This window comes from Bryocella sp. (assembly GCF_058498515.1).
Genome location: NZ_JBMHYI010000063.1, coordinates 55,959 through 73,855 on the forward strand (window position 1 = coordinate 55,959; position 17,897 = coordinate 73,855).

Consider the following 17,897-nt stretch of genomic DNA (forward strand, 5'->3'; position numbering starts at 1 on the left):
TGAATCAGGTTCCAGTGGGCCAGATGCCGGATGCCAGCTGAAGGAAGGATGCTGGGTTGGGGCCGAGGCGTTGGAGATCGGCGAAGTGATCGCCGGCGAGCCAGGCTTCGAACTCGGGGGCGGGGCGGAGGCCCAGGGTGCGGCGGAGGTAGAGCGCGTCGTGGAAGCTGGTGGACTGGTAGTTGAGCATGATGTCGTCGGCGCCGGGGACGCCCATGATGTAGTTGACGCCGGCGACGCCGAGCAGTGTGAGCAGGGTGTCCATGTCGTCCTGGTCGGCCTCGGCGTGGTTGGTATAGCAGACGTCGCAACCCATGGGCAGGCCGAGGAGCTTGCCGCAGAAGTGGTCTTCCAGGCCGGCGCGGAGGATCTGCTTGCCGTCGTAGAGGTACTCGGGACCGATGAAGCCAACGACGGTGTTGACCAGGAACGGGTGGAAGCGGCGAGCGACAGCGTAGGCGCGGGCTTCGAGGGTCTGCTGGTCGCAACCGTGGTGGGCTTCGGCGGAGAGGGCACTGCCCTGGCCGGTTTCGAAGTAGAAGAGATGGGACGAGGGCCAAGGGTCAAGGGCCAAGGGATCGCTGCTTGATGGGTTGCGGTGCAGCGATGCGGCCATCGCGTTGGCTTCGGCTAACAGATCGAGGGTGATGCCGAAGCCTTTGTTGGCGAGCTCGGTGCCGGCGATGGACTGGAAGATGAGGTCGAGCGGAGCGTTGCTGCCGGAAGCGGCAGCTTGCTCTATTGCCCGCATCTGCGTGGTGACATGCGCGAGCACGCAGCTTTGTGTGGGGATGGCGAAACGCTCGCGGGCGTGGTCGATCATGGCGAGCAGCTTGAGGACACTCTGCGGGCTGTCGGAGGCGGGGTTGATGCCGATGACGGCGTCGCCGGAGCCGAGGAGCAGACCGTCGAGGATGGAGGCAGCGATGCCTGCGGGGTCGTCGGTAGGATGATTCGGTTGCAGGCGTGTGGAAAGGCGGCCGGGAAGGCCAACGGTGGTGCGGAAACGGGTGATGACGGAGCACTTGCGCGCGACGGCGATGAGGTCCTGCACGCGCATGAGCTTGGAGACGGCGGCGGCCATCTCGGGAGTGAGGCCAGAGGCTAGTGCGGTGAGTTTGTCGGTTGTCGCGTTGTCGGAGAGGAGCCAGTCGCGGAGCTCGCCGACGGTGAGCGAGGCGATGGGGGCGAAGGCGGCTTGTGCTTCAACGCTCGCGTGCGTATCGACGATGAGGCGGGTGACGTCGTCGGCTTCGTAGGGGATGATGAGGTCTTCGAGGAAGGCGGCGAGGGGTACGTCGGCGAGGGCGTACTGGGCGATGGCACGGGCTTCGGCGGTGTGCGCAGCTACGGCTGCGAGCTCATCGCCGGAGCGTAACGGCGAGGCCTTGGCGAGCAGGTCGCGGAGGCTCGCGAAGGTGTGGCGGACGCCGCGCAGTGTGATGCTGTAGGGCATGGCTTGCGGCGATTGTAGCCTGGTCGCGGCTAAGAGTCGGGTGAAGCAGATCCCCTGCGGGGATGACAACAAGAAATGCAAAGACAGGGGCAGAAGCGATGCACACAGGACATCCTCTTTGGCACAGGAGTCCTGCGGGCTGTGGATCGGGGCGAACTGCGATACTGGTGGCTGGAGTTTGTCGCTGCGATGGAAGCTGTGTGCGAGATTTGCGGGGGTGCGGGGCTTCGGCTGGTGGAGCGGCCGGATGGGTCGCGGGTGGCGAAGGAGTGCCGCTGCCGGATCGAGCGCCGGGCGGAGCGGAGGATTGCGTCCGCGAAGCTGCCGGAGCGCTACCTGCACTGCACGCTGGAGGACTTCGACACGCAGTTCCCTTCCGCGGACCGCTCGCTGGCGATGGCGCTGAATATCGCAAAGAGCTTTGTCGAGGGCTACCCGGTGGCGACCGACCGGACGGGGCTGATGTTTGTCGGCACTCCGGGCCTGGGCAAGACGCACCTGGCGGCGAGCGTGCTGCGCGGGTTGATCGTCGAGCGCGGGGTGCAGGGGCTGTTCGTGGACTATCGCGACCTGCTGAAGCAGGTGCAGAACAGCTATGACCCGAAGGTGTCGGCGACGGAGCTGAGCATCCTGAAGCCGGTGTTTGAGGCCGAGGTGCTGGTGATCGACGACCTGGGCGCCTCGAAGCCGAGCGAGTGGGTCTTCGACACGGTGGCGCACATTCTGAACACGCGCTACAAGGACCGGCTGACGACGATCGTCACGACGAACTACACGAATGCTGCTGAGACCAATCGCGATGTGCTGGCGCAGATGAACGAGGCGCAGCGCGTGATGAGCGATCGCACGCTGGGTGACCGCGTGGGCAACCGCGTGCTGAGCCGCCTGCAGGAGATGTGCGTGGTGGTGGAGATGCGCGGCGTGGACTTCCGGCGCACGGTGAAGCGGGCGGACTTCGGGCGCGCATCGCGCGGGATAGCGTCTATGGTGACGCCGGGGCACGCTCCAGTGCAAGCTCCCGCGCAGGTTCCGGCTCCTGCCGCCATGCCTCGCTCTGCTGCGACGCCTCAGAACTTTGCCGCGCCACGGGCTACCTTTGTTCCGGAACCGGTCACAACGGAACAGGTGTCGCAGGAGGACGAGTTTATTCTCAAGGCAGACGGTAGTCTTGAGGTTCGGCGTGCGCCCGGGGATAGCAACAAGACTCCCGTGGGGCGCGCTCGCATGGGCCGCTTCGCTGCTCGAAATCAACCTCGTGACGACGAGCGCTGGTAAGCGTTCCCCGAGACAACAACATTGCCGACGACCGGAAGCAAGAGGAAGACAATGCCCAACTCCCAGCACATGCCCGAACGGAACAGCCCCCCGATGTTTCTCACTCCGAAGATGGAGGAGCGCGGCTTTCCGGCGACGGCGGTGGCCATTGGAGCGGGAGCGCTGGTTCTGCTGGTGGTGTCGCTGAGCCTGCTGGGGCGGCATGACCACGTCGCGACACAGTCGACGACATTGCGGCCGGCGGCGGTCTACGCCGCGAACCTTCCGCTCTCCAGCCTGGCCATGAGCGAGGCGAAGAGCTTTTCCGGCGCGAAGCAGATGTACATCGATGGCCGCATTACCAACAACGGCAGCTCAACGGTGACGGGAGCGACGGTGCAGGTGGTGTTCGGCAATGTTGTCGGCAACCCTCCACGGATCGAGACGGCTCCCGTGATGCTGATCCGCTCCCGCGAGCCCTACGTCGATGTGGAGCCGATCGGCTCCGATCCGCTGAAACCCGGCAAGAGCGATGACTTCCGGCTGACGTTCGAGAACGTGGACCCCAACTGGGACCAGCAGCTGCCCGAGGTTCGGATGATTCGCGTGGGGACGAAGTAGGGGAGAGCAGTGAATAGTGAGTAGTGAATAGTGAGTAGAGGGGCTTGGTTGACGCACCTGGCTCTCACGTTTCCCGCTACTCCCGCGCGTTACTTTGCTACTGCTGCGTGGATTGCTAGTAACGACTCCAGCACAGACTTGAGATTGTTGAGGTGCAGGGCGTTGGCGCCGTCGGACTTGGCGTGGGCGGGGTCGTCGTGCGTCTCGAGGAAGATGCCGTCGATGCCAGCCGCTACGGCGGCGCGGGCGAGCACGGGGATGAACTCGGGCTGGCCTCCTGAGACTCCATTGGCTGCGCTGGGGGTCTGCACGGAGTGGGTCCCGTCGAAGATGACGGGCGCGAAGCCACGCATGACCGGGAGCGAGCGCATGTCCACGACGAGGTTGTTGTAGCCAAAGCTGGCGCCACGCTCGGTGAGGCAGACACGGGCGGTGCCGTTGGTGAGTGCGGCGGTGTCGCTGATCTTGGCGATGTCGCTGATCTTCTCGACGGCGTGGCGCATGTCCCACGGAGCGACGAACTGGCCCTTCTTCACGTTGATGGCCCGGCCGGTTTCGGCGGCGGCGATGAGCAGGTCGGTCTGCCGGCAGAGGAAGGCGGGAATCTGGAGCAGGACTTCGGCGGAGCCGAGGGCGTCGCTGGCCTGCTTCGCCTGCTCGGGGGTGTGGACGTCGGTGAGGACAGGGAGGCCGTTCGACTCGGCAATCGTGCGCAGGATACGGCAGCCTTCTTCGAGGCCGGGGCCGCGGAAGCTGTGGATCGAGGTGCGGTTGGCTTTGTCGTAGCTGGCCTTGAAGACGTAAGGGATGCCGAGGTCGGCGGCGATGCGCTGGATGGCGTCGGCCATCTTGCGGGCGTGCTGCTCGCTCTCGATGACGCAGGGGCCGGCTATGAGGAAGAGCCTGGGCCCGCCGACGGTGATGGGGCCAAGCTGAAAGCTGTTTGCCATGGTGTTCCTTTCTCAGCGTGGGGCTGATCTGCCGCACATGCGAAGGCCCGCCAGCGATTGGAATCGTGGCGGGCCTTCGATTTCAGTTCCTGCTACCTGCTTACGGATTGACCAGCGAGCTGGAGTGCGATCCGTTGGCCACCGACGCGATGCAGACGGGCTGCGTTGTGGTCGGGAACGGCGAGTCGACCACGCCGGTGAGCTGGCCCGTGTTGGCGCTGAGCTGACCACCGGAGATGGAGCCGTCGAGGTAGTTGGAGGTGTACAGGTAGATGCCCAGAGCCGGCTCGATGGTGACGCAGGTGGGTCCGGTCTTGGTGCTGAAGCCCGAAGCGGAGGCGATGGATCCCAGCGAGCCGTTGGAGCTGTTGATGGCGAAGCCCGACACCGACCCACCGTTGTAGTTCGCGGTGTAGAGGTAATCGCCGCGCGGGTCGATGGTGAGACCCACGGGGAAGGAACCGGTGGTGTAGGGGCTGGAGACCAGCGGGGTCAGCGTGCCATTGGAGGTGTTCGCAGTGGAGTAGCCGATGACTTCGTTGGAGGTCTTGTCCGTGACGTAGACGAAGCGCCCGGTCGGGTCGACGGCGATCGCACTAGGAGTGACGCCGGCCTTGGCGCCGGTGCAGGTGCTTGGCGTGGCCGCGGTGCAGGCGCTGCCGCCGGTTGCGGTCAGAGCTCCGGTAGCGACGTTCTGCGCGAAGACAATGACGGACTGATCGCCCTGATCCACGACGTAGACGAAGACATTCTGGTTGCCGGCGCCGTAGGTGCCGGTGCAGGCCGGATTGGTGGAGCCCAGCGCGGCGGTGGGGGCGCAGGTGACCGCCGAGACCGCAACCGCGGCCGGATTCATGCCGAGATTGACATTAACCGCGGTGCCCAGTGTGCCGTCCGTGTTGATCGGGAAGATCGTGAGACCGCCAGGGCCGACCGAAACCGGTGTGTAGGCCTTCTGGTACTGGTAGGTGACGTACAGGAACTTGCCGGTGGTATCGACCGCAGCGGCAGTGGGGTAGGTTCCGGTGATGTTGTACGTGTTGGAGCCGTAGAGCTTGCCGTCGGTTCCGACGGCATACTCTTCCACCTCGGCATTCTGGGTTCCACCAATGAGATAGAGGTACTTGTTGTTGGGGTGGGTGACCAGGGTGACGGGGTTGGTGAGCTGGCTGGGGAACGGCGAGCCGTTGATCTGGGTGAGTACGCCGCTCTGGTAGTCGACACCGTACGCCGCGATTGAGCCCGTGGTGTTGGAGGGAGCGTAGACGTAGGCCGCCGTGTAATCACGGCTGCAGGCCGTGAATCCGAGGCTTACGGCCAGAGCGGCAGCCGCTGCCAGCGTGGGGCGAACCATCGTGTGGAACTTCATGTGTTTCCCTTGCCTGGAACCGCCTCGGCGGTCCGTGGTGTACCCGGCCTTGGCCGGAATGAAACAGGTTCGGGAGGGTGCGATCGACGCACCCTCCGCCAACTCGGGGCTTAGTCGACCGAGCCGCTAAGGGCCAGACACGTGGACTGTCCCGTGGCTGTGAAGGTCGATCCGCGCGAGAGCTCCAGCAGTCGGCCCGTGGTCGGGTCAAAGTGCTTGCCGGTCACCGTGCCGTCGTTGAAGTTTGAGATGTACATGTACTGGTTGGTCGGGTCCTCGACCATGCACACCGGGCCGGAGCCGACCGTATACGGTGCGTCCGAGATCGGGGTGAGCTGACCGTTGGTCGTGTTCACCGTGTACGCGGAGATGTAGCTGAAGGCCTGGGTCGAGCTTCCAGAGACGACCTGCGCATGGTTGAGCACGTAGAGGTACTTGGAGGTCGAATCCAGCAGCGTGTACACCGGGTCCGTAGCGCCCGACTCATTCGCGACGCTGCCGCCGGTGACCGGGGTCAGGGTGCAGCTGGTGCCGAGCGAGTACGGGATGATGGAGTTCAGCGTGTTGTCGGTCAGGTAGATGTACGAACCGCTGCCGTTGATGGAACTGATGCTCTTCGCACCGGAGATGAGGTAGTTTCCGGTGGAGCCGGTGAAGCTGAGCTGACCGCTGGAGCCGAAGGTATAGGGCGAGATCGAGTTGTCCGTAGCGTTGACGGTCAGCAGGCAGCTTCCCTGGCTCTTCATCATGAAGGGGCTTCCGCCGACCTCGAAGAAGGGGGAGTTGATGCTGCCGTTCAGAACCGTGGAGTTCGTCACCAAGCTCAAGCGACCAGTCGTGGCATCGATGGAGAACGACGTGATCGAGCCATTTCCGTCTTTGTTTTGAAGGTACGTTCCGCCAGTGTTGGCGCTGACGTTCTTATCGAAGCCGCAAATCAACGTACCCGACCCGTCATTGATCTGCCCGGAGACGGTGCCTGTGGTCGTGTTGCAGCCGGGCGAGTACTTGTCCAGCACGTAGAGGAAGCTGCCGGTGGAGTCGAGCGCGAGCCACTGGGGGCCGTAGCCCTGGCTCTGGTAGGTAGCCTGATAGGTCAGGGCTCCATCACCGCTCACGCTGAACACCGCGACTCCGGAGGAGTCCCATGGCGCCGCGTTGGGGCACGGGGTAGCGACTCCTGATGGGCACTTGGTGCTCGAGGGCGTGCCCTGGTTGAGCACGAACACGAAGCGACCGCCACTCTTGACCACAATGGACACCGGATTGGTGCCCTCAGAGGAAAAGGGCGAATGGGTCACAGCGGTGAGGTTTCCGGTGTAGTCATCCACCTTGAACCCAGCAATCTGGCTGTTGAAACCCGAGGCCGCGTTGTATTGCTGGCCGAGCACCCACAGATAGGCGATCGTACCGCCGCCGCAACCGGTCATTCCCAGACCCAGAACCAACGACGCGAACAGGGCCAAGCCTAGCCGGCCGAACAAACTCAACTTCATGCGTTTCCTTCGTTACCTTCCCGGCCCGGCAGCGCGCCCGGGCAGGAGGAAAACTTTCTCGGGGAGGAGATACAAACCTTCCCCTGATTGTAGAAGCTAGAACCTGTTTCTGCCAATTTGGACGCATGGCGCTGCAGATCGTTTGGGCAGCGGGAGCAGTTTGTGCAGAGACGGGGCCCCTAGCGTTAGCAAAGCCCCACGCACGCCGCAGCCGGAGCCGCGACCCCCGTGGGGCTCTGGAGCAAATTCCCTGTTCGCACGATACGGAAAGAGGAGTTCAGTACCGTTTTTTTTGAAGAAAAACGGACATGAGGCCCTGCGCATCGCTCTACACCTACAGGGAATTGGCTCTGTGGGATCACAAGAGACAGGCTACCAGACGCGGCAGCCCCCCGATACGGGCATCATCGGCTGGCCTACCTTGCAGCCAAAAGCCTTGCCGAACTGGTCGAAGTTCTGGACCGTGCCGTCGACACGCCACTTTCCGGAGCTGTGGGGGTCGGTTTTGGCGCGGACGCGCTCGATCTGCTCGGTCCGGTTTTCGCACCAGATCTGGCCAAACGAGAGGAAAAAGCGCTGATCGGCCGTGTAGCCGTCGACCTTTTCGGCAGCCTTCGCCCCCTGGCTGGCGAGCACGCTCTGCAGCGCCTGGAAGGCGATGCGAATGCCGCCATTGTCGGCAGTGTTCTCGCCGAGGGTGAGGTGACCATCGAGATTCTGCCCCGGAGCGACGTTGAAGCCGCTGTATTCGCTGGCCACGCACTCGGTGCGGTCCTTGAACTTGGAGAGGTCTTCGTCGGTCCACCACTGGCGGACGTTGCCGAGGAGATCGTACTTGGAGCCCTGGTCGTCGAAGCCGTGGGTCATCTCATGGCCGATGACGACACCGATGCCACCGAAGTTGACGGCAGCATCGGCGGAGTTGTCATAGAACGGCGGCTGCAGGATGCCGGCGGGGAAGTTGATGTCATTGAACGAAGGGCTGTAGTAGGCGTTGACGGTGGGCGGCGTCATGCCCCACTCGGTCTCGTCGACGGGCTTGCCGTACTTGGAGAGGTTGCGGCGGTACTCGAAGGTACCGGTGCGGTCCACGTTGCCGAGAAGGTCGTCGCGCCTGACCTCGAGCTTCGAGTAGTCGCGCCAGGTAGCGGGATAGCCGATCTTGTGGCGGATGGCGTCGAGCTTCTTCTCGGCTTCGGCCTTGGTGGCGGGGCTCATCCAGTCGAGCTGCTGGATGTCCTTGCCCAGCGAGACCTCGAGCGCCTTGACGAGCTTCTCCATGTTGTCCTTGGCGGAGGGTGGGAAGTTCTGCTTGACCCAATCCTGGCCGACGGCCTCGCCCATGGAGGCATCGACCAGCGTGGTGCAACGCTTCCAGCGGGGCAGCTGTTCCTTCTGGCCGTTGAGGGTCTGCGCGAAGAACTCGAAGTTGGCATCGACGAAGGGCTGCGAGAGCCACGGCGCGGCGGCGTGCACTGTATGCCAGCGGAGATAGCTCTTCACGGCATCGACGGGTTCCTTCACGAGCACGTCATTAACGGTCTTCACGTAGCTGGGCGAGGAGACATCGATGGTGGCGACGGTGCCCATGCCGAGGCCGGCGAGATAGGTCTTCCAGTCATAGTCGGGGCTCATGGACTGGAGCTCCGAGATGGTGACGATGTGGTAGCGCTTGGCGGGATCGCGCATCTCAACGCGGCTCATCGAGCCCTGCGCGAGGGCGGTCTCGATGCGGAGGACGGATGCGGCTTCCGCGGCGGCCTGATCCTGCGAATCGCCTGCGAGGCCAAACATCTTGGTCATGTGCGCGACGTACTGCTCGCGGATCTTGACCATGCGGGGTTCGGTGCTGAGGTAGTAGTCGCGATCAGGCAGCGAGATGCCGCCTTGATTGGTGGCGAGGATCTGCTTCGAAGCGTCCTTCTGGTCGACGGTGACGCCCACGCGATAGAAGCCTGCGCCGCCGCCGAAGCGTTCGATCATCTTCAGGTTCAGCGCGGCGAGATCCTTGTTGGACTTCAACGCGGCGACGGCGTCGAGCTCCCCCTTGACGGGCTCAAGGCCTTTGGCATCGATCGCTGCGGTGTTCATGCAGGCGGCAAAGTAGTCGCCATACTTCTTCTGCAGCGGCGTCTTGGGAGCGTCGGCGGCCTTCTTGAGGTCGGCGTAGAGGAGATAGTTGTTGTAGTCGGCAAGCTCGTTGAAGCGGCCCCAGGTGGTGCGGTCGGCGGGGATGGGATGGTTCTTGACCCAGTTGCCGCAGGCGTACTGATAGAAGTCGGTGCAGGGATCCGCGGTCTTGTCGATGGCGGAGACATCGAAGCTGAGGGGCTTGACCGGGACCGCGGTCGGTCCTGAGTTGTCAGCGGGAGCGCTGAACGACTGCGCCACGAGCGACTGTGCCATCAGCGACTGTGCCCTGCACAGGGGCGCGACGACGGCCAATAGAGCGAGCGAGAAAGAGGCGCGCATGAAGCTCCTTGAGGCTTTGGGGATCTGCGCTCAGCATACGCGCGGCGGCGGACGGCGCGCCAACGGGGAGACGGAAGCCCATCGTGCGCAGCCCACAGATTTGGACGGCGGGATGCAGAGCGGCCGTCCGTGGGCTTGGAAGATGATCTGTCGAGCTATGAGCTGCGAGGTATGAGGGGGATTGGGCGCACCTTCTCCTCGCGCAGACAAAACGCGGTCTCCGGAGCGATGTGGCTTGCGGCTTGAAGGCGCCGTAGCCTAGAAGATCTTCAGGTGGATCGTGAGGTATTTCTTGGGGTCTTTGCGGATGGTTTCGACGAGGTTGGTGCTCGAGGTGAGGAGGTTGTTCACGTTCTTGTACACCGAGTCATCCGTGGCGATCTTGCCCAGGGTGCCCTTGCCTTGATTCACGCCGGTCATCAGCGTATCGAGCTGGGTGATGGTGTCATCCAGCTTCCTGGCGAAGTTGGGGTCCTTGGTGAGCAGGCCGAGGCTGCCGCGGCCGGCGTCGGCTTCCGCGAGCAGCGAGTTCGCGTGCTTCAGCGTGGAGTTGAGATTGTCGTAGGCCTCGTTGTCGTTGATGAGCTTGCCGATGCTTCCCTGGCCGGAGTCGATCTTCCTGGTGATGTTGTCGAGGCGCAGCGTGGCATCGTTGAGGCGGTTGTAGGCTTCGGGGTCGGTGAGCAGCTTGCCGACGGCGCCCTTGCCGCCGTTGATGTTCGTGGTGAGGACATTGAGCTGGTGGATGGTGCTCTGGGTCTCGTTGTAGAGCGCGGGATCGGTGATGAGCTTGCCGACGGTGCCTTTGCCCTGCTGGATGTCCGTGACGACCGCGTCGAGCTTGGCCAGCGTCTGATTGAGGTTCTGGATGGTGGCCTGGCCGGCGGACATGAGCGAGGCGATGCCGCCGCCATCGGTGGTGTGGAGCTCCGCGCCATCGGCGATCTCGGGCCCGGTGGCGCTCTTGCTGTCGATGTCGAGGACGGTATCGCCGAGGACGCCGACAGTGGTGAGCGAAGCGACGGAGTCAGTGTGCAGGTCGGGCCGGAACTTGGGATTGAACTCGATGGTGACCTTGACGGGGGTCTGCTTGCGCGCCGGGTCGGTGATGATCTGGACCTTCTTGACCTCGCCGATGGAGACTCCCTCAAGGCCTACGGGAGCGCCGACCTTGAGGCCGCCGGAGTTCGACAGGTAGAGATAGGCGAACATCTTGTGGCTCCAGAGGCTGAAGCCGGCGGCGCTGGTCATGAGGAACAGCAGGATGCAGAGCAGCGTCGTGGAGACGATCACGATGACTCCGACCTTAAGCTGGGACCACTTGACTTCCTGCTGACTGGGCATAGCCCTCCCTTTCGCGTCGAGGTTGGCGGCGGTCCGTTGGTGCGCCAGCAGTTCCCCTCGAGCCTTGCAGCTCCATCGAGCAAGGTTCGAAACAGGGGGGACGTGGCTTGAGCCGGGCTGGAAACCATCGTACCAGCGCGGCACCGCCGGGACCTCAAGCGATCGAACCTGCAAACTGTCCCAGTTGGATGCGGAGGCAGTGCAACGAGATGCGGGGGTTGTGCGGCTCTGGTTGTACGGCTTAGTCTTCGGCGACGACGAAGGCCATGGAGAGCTCGCGGGAGTGGGTGATGGAGAGGGAGAGCCTCCGGATGCCCAGATAGGCGGCGATCTCCGCGGCGCGGCCGTTCAGGTGGAGCTCGGGGCGCTGGCCAGGACGACGCCGGACCTCGAACTCCCGCCAGCTGACGCCACGGCTGATGCCCGTGCCGAGCGCCTTGGCTCCAGCCTCCTTGGCGGCAAACCGGGCCGCGAAGCTTTCGGCGGAGAGCCTCTTGGCCTGGCAGTAGGCAATTTCCCCAGGGGTATAAACGCGGTGGAGGAACGACTCGCCGTAGCGTTCCACGCTGCGTTCAATGCGGGAAATTTCGATCAAATCTGTCCCCACGCCGACAATCATGGGGCCAGTGTACAGTCCTGCGACACGGCGCGATGTTTGGCGCGATCTCCAAGTGCAGGTTGTTCAAGGGGTTGGGATGGAGGTGTAGCAAACTGGGACAATATGACGCCAAAGGGTGATCATTAATGCCGCGCGACAGCGTTCCTGAGACAGCTTTGGCGGCTTCGCCCGCAGAGCCGATAGTTGGGCCCATGACTCCGAGGATCCAACCCGAGCCACACGAGCGACCCGTCGCTGCGACGTCCGGCACCCTCACGATTGAGGTCCGCTGCTTCAGCTACGAGGAACGCCGCGCGGTGCTTCCCGCGCTGCTCGACGCAGTGAACACCACCGGCGGCTGGATCCTGGATCGCCAGGTTCTGCCCAGCGGACGCGTAGAGTTCTGGTTCGAGGTGCAGCTTCGCTCCGTGATGGAGTTGTACTGCGCGATCGTGTCCTCGGGGCTCGAGTTCACGCGGGCTGGCCATCGCGACCTAACCGGGCTGTGCACGCTGCGCCAGAACACGTCGGCAGGCGGTGGTCATCGGCTGATCGGCATCCGGATGGAGGTCAGCTTCCTGGATGAAGACGACCTGAGCCTTCCGGTGGTGGCGTCGCGGTCGGCGGCTGCGTAGCTTCCCTCTCCCCCAACTTCAGCGGGGCGATTTCGCCCTGGGCATCGAAAGATCCAGGTCCGAGGCCGTGAGGCGCTTGGTCGCCATCACGATCTGCCCGGCGTGGTGATCGACGTGGCCGACGACCTTGTAGATGGCCTGCAGGATGGTGGGGTTGCGCCAGGTCCCGTTGGGCTGTGGGTCGATGACGATGAGCAGGCGGGCCGGATCGACGGCTTCGAGGATCGTGGCGGCCTCGGCGATGGTGGCGTCGAAGATCGCGCGAGCTTCCGCGGGCGTCTCGGTGGGGACGAGCGAGAACTCGGCATCGCGGGTGCGGACATCAGGATGGCCGGCGATGCCGTGCATGACCCACTGGCGCATGTTTCCGGAGAGATGCAGCAGAAGATTCGCGACGGAGTTGTCGAACTCCCCGGCGCGGGCGAGCATCTGCTCGTTGGAGAGCCGGTCGCAGCACTTCGCGATGACCGTCTGGAGCTCGCGCAGGCGGCGGGCGGAGTAGGCGAGGAAGGCGTCGGCGATGGCGTTGTCGGGCTGGATTGCGGACATGGCGGCTATTCTATCGGGCGCGCATGTCGCTATGCTGGAGGACGTGCCTGAGCTTCCCGAAGTCGAGACCGTAGCCAATGGTGTACATGCGCGCGTGGCGGGCCAGCGCGTGGTGCGGGTGTGGACCAGCGGCAAGCCGCAGACGTTCAAGTCTCCCGAGAGTGAGATTGTGGAGACGCTGACCGGCGCGACGCTGGCGCACATCCGGCGGGTGGGCAAGTCGATCGTGATGGACCTGACGCGGCGCAGGAAGCCTGCGGGTCTGTTCCTCGTGCACCTTGGGATGACGGGGCGGCTGCTGGTGTCGTCAGCGGATGTCGCTTTGCCGCCGCACACGCATGCCGTGCTTTCGCTTGCAGATGGGCGCGAGGTTCGGTTTGTCGACGCGCGGCGTTTCGGGCGGCTCTCGGTGGTGACCGATGCAGAGGGCTATACAGGCCCGGGCGTGGAGCCGACGACGGTCAGCGCGGAGGAGTTCGCGACGCTCTTCAAGGGGCGCAAGCTCGCCATCAAGGCAGCGCTGCTGAACCAGTCGATCCTGCACGGCGTGGGGAATATCTATGCGGACGAGAGCCTGTTCCGGGCTGGGATTCGGCCGACGCGTCCGGCAGGTAAGCTGACCCGCGCGGAGCTGGCGCGGCTGCATACGGCGCTGCAGCAGGTGCTGGCCCATGCGATCCAGCTGGGCGGATCGTCGGTGTCGGACTATGTGGATGCGGATGGCGTGCGGGGATTCTTCCAGCTGCAGCACAAGGTGTATGGGCGCGCCGGAGAGGCTTGCCTGGACTGTGGTGCGGGGCTGAAGAAGATCGTGGTGGGTGGGCGGACTACGGTGTACTGCCCCAGCTGCCAGAAGTGAGGTGGAGCAAAGCTATTAGCCGTTAGCTTATAGCTAGAAGCCAAGAGCTAAAAGCTGATGGCTTCTACCGCACCTGGGCGGAGGCGGGCTGGATTTCAGCCTGGCTGTTTTGCTTGCGGACTCGGGTGGCTTCGAAGTTGGTGAGCTTCCAAGACCCGCTGGCAAGCTTCTGGTAGACGCGTGTGGACCGAAAGCTGCCATGCATGGGCTTCATGTCCATGGTGCCGTCGATGTCGGCGATGGAGGTAACGATGGCGACCGCGCCGAGCAGCTTCACCTTGACGTCCGAGAGCTCCAGCCGGGTGAGCGCTATGGAGCGGTTGCGCATTCGATCCAGCTGCTGCAGCTTGGTGACAGCCTGGCCGCTGCCGGTGATGCCGAGGTAGTCGTCGGAGAGCAGGCGATCCATCGCGGCGGCGTCATCGGCGAGGATGGCGGAGCGCCACTGGCCGTCAAGGGACGAGACCTCTTCGCGCGCCAGGCGCTTGGCATGTTTCTGGGCGACGAGAGGTTGCGCGGCCAGGAGTGTGGCCAGAAGGAGAGCGGAGACCCGGCGGAGTAAAGACAAGCGATGCATGCGCGGCTCGCGATCTGTCCGCCGGGTCGGTTTGAGCGAGTCGCGGCGGGCCAAATGCGTACTGGATACTAGACCGATCTTCGAAGCAGCGTCAAAACATATTTCGATAACAATATGCGACGCTGCCTAGTGTGATGCAGGAATCGGAACCTACGTCCTCAACTGGCGAGAGACTCCCGATTCCTTCCAACGCACATGATCGTGCGCGGAGACTGCGGGCGCGGCTGTGATGCGCTTCACCGTCTACTCCATAGACGGTTCAGATTTGGGACTGTACGCACGCGACGCGGTACCTCTCTAGGCAACCGCGTGCAGGGTCTCGACGTGGCGCTCCAGCATCTTCTGGTAAAGACCGCCGACGGCGTATTTTGCGAAGTGCGGCGTCTGGCGATGGGCTTCCACCGCGGCCTCGTCGTTGTACTGCTCGTAGATCACGACGGTGTCCGGCTCGGACTCGACGAAGTGCGGGACGTAGGTGGCGCAGCCGGGTTCCAGCCGCGAGGCGGCGGTGAGCTGGCGCAGCACTTCGGCGATCTCCGCCAGATCCTCCTGGCGGAACTTCATGCGGACGGTGAAGGAAGTCATAGGTTTCAAGATACGAGAGGCGAGATACCAGAGGCGAGGAATGCCTGACTCCGGAGTGTGAATCTACGGTGACAGGCAGTCGGCGCGTTCCCAAAACGAAGATGCGAGACACGGCGGGGGCCGCATCTCGCATCTCGTATCTCGTATCTCATCTTTCGAATCTTTGCTTTAGCCGAGCAGTTCGGCGAAGCCTGGCAGGTTGATGGTCTGGACGCGGTCGGGGCCGGTGGAGATCATACCGATCTTGGCTCCGGACTCCTTCTCGATGAAGGCGAGGTACTGCTTGGCCTTCTGCGGGAGCTTGTCGTAGTCCGTGATGCCTTCGGTGGATTCCAACCAGCCGGGCATGGTGGTGTAGACGGGCTCGATCTTGCGGAAGCCGACCATATCGGCCGGAACCTCTTCGGTGAGCTTGCCGTCGATCTTGTAGCCGACGCAGACGGGGATCTCCGGGCACTCGTCCATGACGTCCATCTTGGTGACGACAAGCCACTCGGTGGAGTTGATCATGTTGGAGTAGCGCAGCAGCGGGATGTCCAGCCAGCCGCAGCGGCGGGGACGTCCGGTGACGGCGCCGTACTCCTGCCCGCGAGCGCGGAGAAGCTCGCCACTCTCGTCCTTGATCTCCGTCGGGAACGGGCCTTCGCCAACGCGGGTGACATAGGCCTTGGTGACGCCGATGACGGTGCCGATGCGGGTGGGACCGACGCCGGTGCCGGTGACCGCGCCGCCGGCGGTGCAGTTGGAGCTGGTAACGAAGGGATACGTTCCGTGGTCGATGTCCAGCAGAGCGCCCTGGGCGCCCTCGAACATGACGTTCTTGCCTTCGTTGAGGGCGTTGTTGAGCAGGTACGCGGTGTCGGTAACGAAGGGAGCGATGAGCTCGGCGGCGCGGGCATACTCCTCGTACATGGAGCGCGGGTCTAAAGGTTCAGTGCCAAACAACGCATGGGCAATCGTGTTCTTCTCGTGGCAGGCGTTGTTGATGTGGGTGCGCAGCAGCGAGGAGTTGAGCAGGTCGGCGACGCGGAGGCCGTTGCGGTGGATCTTGTCCTCATACGCTGGGCCGATGCCTCGGCGGGTGGTGCCGATGGGAGTGCGGCCGGGAGCGGTCTCGGCGGCCAGCTCGATCATGCGGTGGTAGGGCAGGATGACCTGGGCGCGGGAGCTGATGAAGAGCTGGCCGTCGACCGGGAGGCCGGCGTCCTTGAGCTTCTTGACCTCGCCGAGGAAGGCCATGGGGTCCAGCACGACGCCGTTGCCGATGACGCCGGTGCAGCCGGGGCGGAGCACGCCGCAGGGGATGAGCTGCAGCACGAACTTGCGGCCATGAATGATGACCGTGTGGCCGGCGTTGTGGCCGCCAGCGTAGCGGGCGACGATGTCGAACTTTTCGCTGAGGACGTCGACGATCTTGCCCTTGCCCTCATCGCCCCACTGGGCTCCTAGGATGACGGCGGACGGGCGGCTGCTTTGCTGCGCGGAATGACTCACGGGATGGTTGTCTCCGGAACGGGTGGTGCAAAGGGGGGAAGTGCGTGCGTCCACTCCGCGAGGGGAGGGCCACGCCCATGAGTCATTATACTGTTTGGGAAAGGAGGGCTGAGCGATGCTAAACGTAAAAGAGGCCGTCAGGAAGGCTCAGACGTACCTCCCTGAGGTCTTCGAGTCTGCCGCCGGTGCGAGTCTCCAACTAGAGGGCGTCGAGCTATCGGAGGACTCGAAATTCTGGCTAGTGACCTTCTCGTACTCCCTGTCACCCGATATGATGCTCGGTTTAGATGGCAAGCCCGCCATCACTCCGCGTGAGTACAAGACCATCAAGCTGGATTCCGCCAGCGGCAGTCTCTTTGGCGCTAGAAACGCCTTTGTCACCGCATGGGCGTGAGCTCCGGCCAGCCACAAAGAAGGCTGTTGCTCCTTGATACCTCAGTGTTGCTGCTCTGGCTAACCTGGCAGGCAGATCCGGGCATCATTTTCGAATTCAAGCGCGTTGCCAACTTCACGGCGGAAGATGGTGAGGAGCTCACCGCATTCGTCCGGAAGTTCCACGGATTCCTTTCGACGCCCCACGTTTTGGCGGAGGCAAGTAACCATGTCGATCAGGCGCCGATGAACCGTAGAGCAGAGCTGATGGACGCGTACAAAGACTTCGTCCGCAACGTGGATGAGATCTTCGTCGAGGCCTCGGAATTGATCGTGCCCGATCACTTCAACAGTCTGAGACTAACGGACTCGGGTCTCATCTCCCTCAGTGACCGTGCCACTATCCTGACTACCGACTGGCAACTGAGCAACAGGATTCTGGCGCTAGGAGGACTGGCCGTGAACTTCAACCACCTCCGACACCTGATCAGTTGATGACCCACGAAGCGGATAGCGTGGGACATGCGTATGCCGAGAGACGATGCTCTACGGCTACTTTTGCGCGTTCTTGTAGATGGACTCAGGAAGCGCGGGCTCAAAGGTGCCCATGTTGTAGGCGAAAGTGATGCAGAAAACCACGGGGTGGTCGATGCCGGCGGGGAGCGGCGGAAAGGCGTGGAAGGAGCTGATGGCGGCGAGCGCATGCTCATCGTCGTTGGTGTGGCCGGAGGTGGCTGTGACCTCCGGGTAGATCAGGCTACCGTCCGGCCGTATGGCGAAGCGTACGCGGAGGCTCTTACCGTGGGCCCAGGCGTTGCGCTGGCCCACGGACATGGTGTGGGCCCACTGGCCGTTGATGCGGGTAGAGACATCCTGGAAGTAGGCAGAGACCTGGCCGCGCAGGCTATCTGGGAAGTGACGGTTTTGTTCGGTGTACACGCCGCGCGGAGGCGCGCCACAGACCTCGGGGTCCTTCGGTTTGGGTGCAGGCGTGGCGGGCTCGTCCGGCGGGGGCGGCTGGTAGGTGGGCGAGGGCAGCGCGAAGCTGGGTTTTGCGGATGCTGGAGCTGCCGCGGCGGGAGCCGAGGGCGCGGACGGCAGCGGAGCGTCGGGAACCTGCGTCTGGGCTGGGGCCGGAGTGGCGGTGAGGACAAGAGCCAGGGCGAGGCCCGGCATGAGCAGGCGAAGGGGTTCGGAGGCCATGGAAGTGGGTACAGGGTAAACGATGTGGGTTGCTGGAAGCCCACCTCTCTTCGAGATAGGGGG

18 protein-coding genes are annotated in these 17,897 nt (G+C 63.6%); 6 read left to right on the top strand and 12 right to left on the bottom strand.

Annotated elements, in window-relative coordinates:
• Positions 1–4: 4 nt before the first annotated feature.
• Entirely contained in the window at positions 5–1,456 is a 1,452-nt protein-coding gene (locus AC5E6W_RS18235) for an ethanolamine ammonia-lyase subunit EutB (protein WP_491753758.1), read from the bottom strand.
• A 141-nt stretch (positions 1,457–1,597) separates the two neighbouring features.
• On the opposite strand from AC5E6W_RS18235, the gene AC5E6W_RS18240 reads away from it, so the two are divergent.
• Both AC5E6W_RS18240 and AC5E6W_RS18245 read left to right on the top strand, forming a co-directional pair.
• Complete coding sequence (locus AC5E6W_RS18240) at positions 1,598–2,731, top strand: ATP-binding protein (RefSeq protein WP_491753759.1); 1,134 nt, start codon at positions 1,598–1,600, stop codon at positions 2,729–2,731.
• A 93-nt stretch (positions 2,732–2,824) separates the two neighbouring features.
• Positions 2,825–3,331, top strand: a complete 507-nt coding sequence (locus tag AC5E6W_RS18245; protein WP_491753760.1) for a DUF2393 family protein — start codon at positions 2,825–2,827, stop codon at positions 3,329–3,331.
• A gap of 89 nt (positions 3,332–3,420) precedes the next feature.
• Here the strand turns inward: AC5E6W_RS18245 and kdsA are convergent, their stop codons facing one another.
• The 6 genes from kdsA to acpS form a co-directional block, all read right to left on the bottom strand.
• A complete protein-coding gene (gene kdsA, locus AC5E6W_RS18250) occupies positions 3,421–4,281 on the bottom strand; it encodes a 3-deoxy-8-phosphooctulonate synthase (RefSeq protein ID WP_491753761.1) in 861 nt (286 codons plus the stop codon).
• A gap of 100 nt (positions 4,282–4,381) precedes the next feature.
• Positions 4,382–5,650 carry a lactonase family protein gene (locus AC5E6W_RS18255; protein ID WP_491753762.1) on the bottom strand — a complete coding sequence of 423 codons (1,269 nt, stop codon included), beginning with the start codon at positions 5,648–5,650 and terminating at the stop codon, positions 4,382–4,384.
• Positions 5,651–5,760: 110 nt separating this feature from the next.
• On the bottom strand, positions 5,761–7,146 hold the full coding sequence (locus tag AC5E6W_RS18260; RefSeq protein ID WP_491753763.1) for a beta-propeller fold lactonase family protein: 1,386 nt from the start codon (positions 7,144–7,146) through the stop codon (positions 5,761–5,763).
• Positions 7,147–7,518: 372 nt separating this feature from the next.
• Positions 7,519–9,618, bottom strand: coding sequence for a M13 family metallopeptidase (locus AC5E6W_RS18265; RefSeq protein WP_491753764.1), 2,100 nt, complete (start codon positions 9,616–9,618; stop codon positions 7,519–7,521).
• A 258-nt stretch (positions 9,619–9,876) separates the two neighbouring features.
• Positions 9,877–10,962 (bottom strand): MlaD family protein, encoded by a 1,086-nt coding sequence (locus AC5E6W_RS18270; RefSeq protein ID WP_491753765.1) that lies wholly within the window; start codon positions 10,960–10,962, stop codon positions 9,877–9,879.
• Positions 10,963–11,203: 241 nt separating this feature from the next.
• Positions 11,204–11,581, bottom strand: a complete 378-nt coding sequence (gene acpS / locus AC5E6W_RS18275; RefSeq protein WP_491753766.1) for a holo-ACP synthase — start codon at positions 11,579–11,581, stop codon at positions 11,204–11,206.
• Positions 11,582–11,772: 191 nt separating this feature from the next.
• Between acpS and AC5E6W_RS18280 the strand changes: the two genes are divergently transcribed.
• The gene (locus AC5E6W_RS18280; RefSeq protein WP_491753767.1) at positions 11,773–12,195 is read left to right on the top strand and encodes a hypothetical protein; all 423 of its coding nucleotides are present in this window, start codon (positions 11,773–11,775) and stop codon (positions 12,193–12,195) included.
• A gap of 18 nt (positions 12,196–12,213) precedes the next feature.
• Here AC5E6W_RS18280 and AC5E6W_RS18285 read toward each other — a convergent pair whose 3' ends face one another.
• Positions 12,214–12,744, bottom strand: a complete 531-nt coding sequence (locus AC5E6W_RS18285; RefSeq protein WP_491753768.1) for a DinB family protein — start codon at positions 12,742–12,744, stop codon at positions 12,214–12,216.
• Positions 12,745–12,787: 43 nt separating this feature from the next.
• On the opposite strand from AC5E6W_RS18285, the gene mutM reads away from it, so the two are divergent.
• A complete protein-coding gene (mutM, locus tag AC5E6W_RS18290) occupies positions 12,788–13,603 on the top strand; it encodes a bifunctional DNA-formamidopyrimidine glycosylase/DNA-(apurinic or apyrimidinic site) lyase (RefSeq protein ID WP_491753851.1) in 816 nt (271 codons plus the stop codon).
• A 64-nt stretch (positions 13,604–13,667) separates the two neighbouring features.
• Here mutM and AC5E6W_RS18295 read toward each other — a convergent pair whose 3' ends face one another.
• From AC5E6W_RS18295 to AC5E6W_RS18305, 3 genes are all read right to left on the bottom strand, one after another.
• A complete protein-coding gene (locus tag AC5E6W_RS18295) occupies positions 13,668–14,180 on the bottom strand; it encodes a nuclear transport factor 2 family protein (RefSeq protein WP_491753769.1) in 513 nt (170 codons plus the stop codon).
• 297 nt (positions 14,181–14,477) lie between these two features.
• Positions 14,478–14,765, bottom strand: a complete 288-nt coding sequence (locus AC5E6W_RS18300; protein ID WP_491753770.1) for a putative quinol monooxygenase — start codon at positions 14,763–14,765, stop codon at positions 14,478–14,480.
• A gap of 168 nt (positions 14,766–14,933) precedes the next feature.
• The gene (locus AC5E6W_RS18305) at positions 14,934–16,259 is read right to left on the bottom strand and encodes an adenylosuccinate synthase (protein ID WP_491753771.1); all 1,326 of its coding nucleotides are present in this window, start codon (positions 16,257–16,259) and stop codon (positions 14,934–14,936) included.
• Between the two features lie 115 nt (positions 16,260–16,374).
• On the opposite strand from AC5E6W_RS18305, the gene AC5E6W_RS18310 reads away from it, so the two are divergent.
• Positions 16,375–16,653: a hypothetical protein gene (locus AC5E6W_RS18310; protein WP_491753772.1), complete on the top strand. Its 279-nt coding sequence runs from the start codon at positions 16,375–16,377 to the stop codon at positions 16,651–16,653.
• Entirely contained in the window at positions 16,644–17,126 is a 483-nt protein-coding gene (locus AC5E6W_RS18315) for a PIN domain-containing protein (RefSeq protein WP_491753773.1), read from the top strand. Before AC5E6W_RS18310 ends, AC5E6W_RS18315 begins: the two co-directional genes overlap by 10 nt.
• 57 nt (positions 17,127–17,183) lie before the next feature.
• On the opposite strand, the gene AC5E6W_RS18320 is transcribed toward AC5E6W_RS18315, so the two are convergent.
• On the bottom strand, positions 17,184–17,834 hold the full coding sequence (locus AC5E6W_RS18320; protein ID WP_491753774.1) for a TonB family protein: 651 nt from the start codon (positions 17,832–17,834) through the stop codon (positions 17,184–17,186).
• Between the last annotated feature and the right edge of the window lie 63 nt (positions 17,835–17,897).

Bases quoted from the DNA above. Each gene is read 5' to 3' on its own strand.
- AC5E6W_RS18265 (WP_491753764.1), bottom strand. From the start codon at position 9,618: ATGCGCGCCTCTTTCTCGCTCGCTCTATTGGCCGTCGTCGCGCCCCTG.
- AC5E6W_RS18270 (WP_491753765.1), bottom strand. From the start codon at position 10,962: ATGCCCAGTCAGCAGGAAGTCAAGTGGTCCCAGCTTAAGGTCGGAGTC.
- acpS (WP_491753766.1), bottom strand. From the start codon at position 11,581: ATGATTGTCGGCGTGGGGACAGATTTGATCGAAATTTCCCGCATTGAA.
- AC5E6W_RS18235 (WP_491753758.1), bottom strand. From the start codon at position 1,456: ATGCCCTACAGCATCACACTGCGCGGCGTCCGCCACACCTTCGCGAGC.
- AC5E6W_RS18255 (WP_491753762.1), bottom strand. From the start codon at position 5,650: ATGAAGTTCCACACGATGGTTCGCCCCACGCTGGCAGCGGCTGCCGCT.
- AC5E6W_RS18260 (WP_491753763.1), bottom strand. From the start codon at position 7,146: ATGAAGTTGAGTTTGTTCGGCCGGCTAGGCTTGGCCCTGTTCGCGTCG.
- AC5E6W_RS18315 (WP_491753773.1), top strand. From the start codon at position 16,644: ATGGGCGTGAGCTCCGGCCAGCCACAAAGAAGGCTGTTGCTCCTTGAT.
- AC5E6W_RS18280 (WP_491753767.1), top strand. From the start codon at position 11,773: ATGACTCCGAGGATCCAACCCGAGCCACACGAGCGACCCGTCGCTGCG.
- kdsA (WP_491753761.1), bottom strand. From the start codon at position 4,281: ATGGCAAACAGCTTTCAGCTTGGCCCCATCACCGTCGGCGGGCCCAGG.
- AC5E6W_RS18300 (WP_491753770.1), bottom strand. From the start codon at position 14,765: ATGACTTCCTTCACCGTCCGCATGAAGTTCCGCCAGGAGGATCTGGCG.
- AC5E6W_RS18310 (WP_491753772.1), top strand. From the start codon at position 16,375: ATGCTAAACGTAAAAGAGGCCGTCAGGAAGGCTCAGACGTACCTCCCT.
- AC5E6W_RS18320 (WP_491753774.1), bottom strand. From the start codon at position 17,834: ATGGCCTCCGAACCCCTTCGCCTGCTCATGCCGGGCCTCGCCCTGGCT.
- AC5E6W_RS18295 (WP_491753769.1), bottom strand. From the start codon at position 14,180: ATGCATCGCTTGTCTTTACTCCGCCGGGTCTCCGCTCTCCTTCTGGCC.
- AC5E6W_RS18285 (WP_491753768.1), bottom strand. From the start codon at position 12,744: ATGTCCGCAATCCAGCCCGACAACGCCATCGCCGACGCCTTCCTCGCC.
- AC5E6W_RS18245 (WP_491753760.1), top strand. From the start codon at position 2,825: ATGTTTCTCACTCCGAAGATGGAGGAGCGCGGCTTTCCGGCGACGGCG.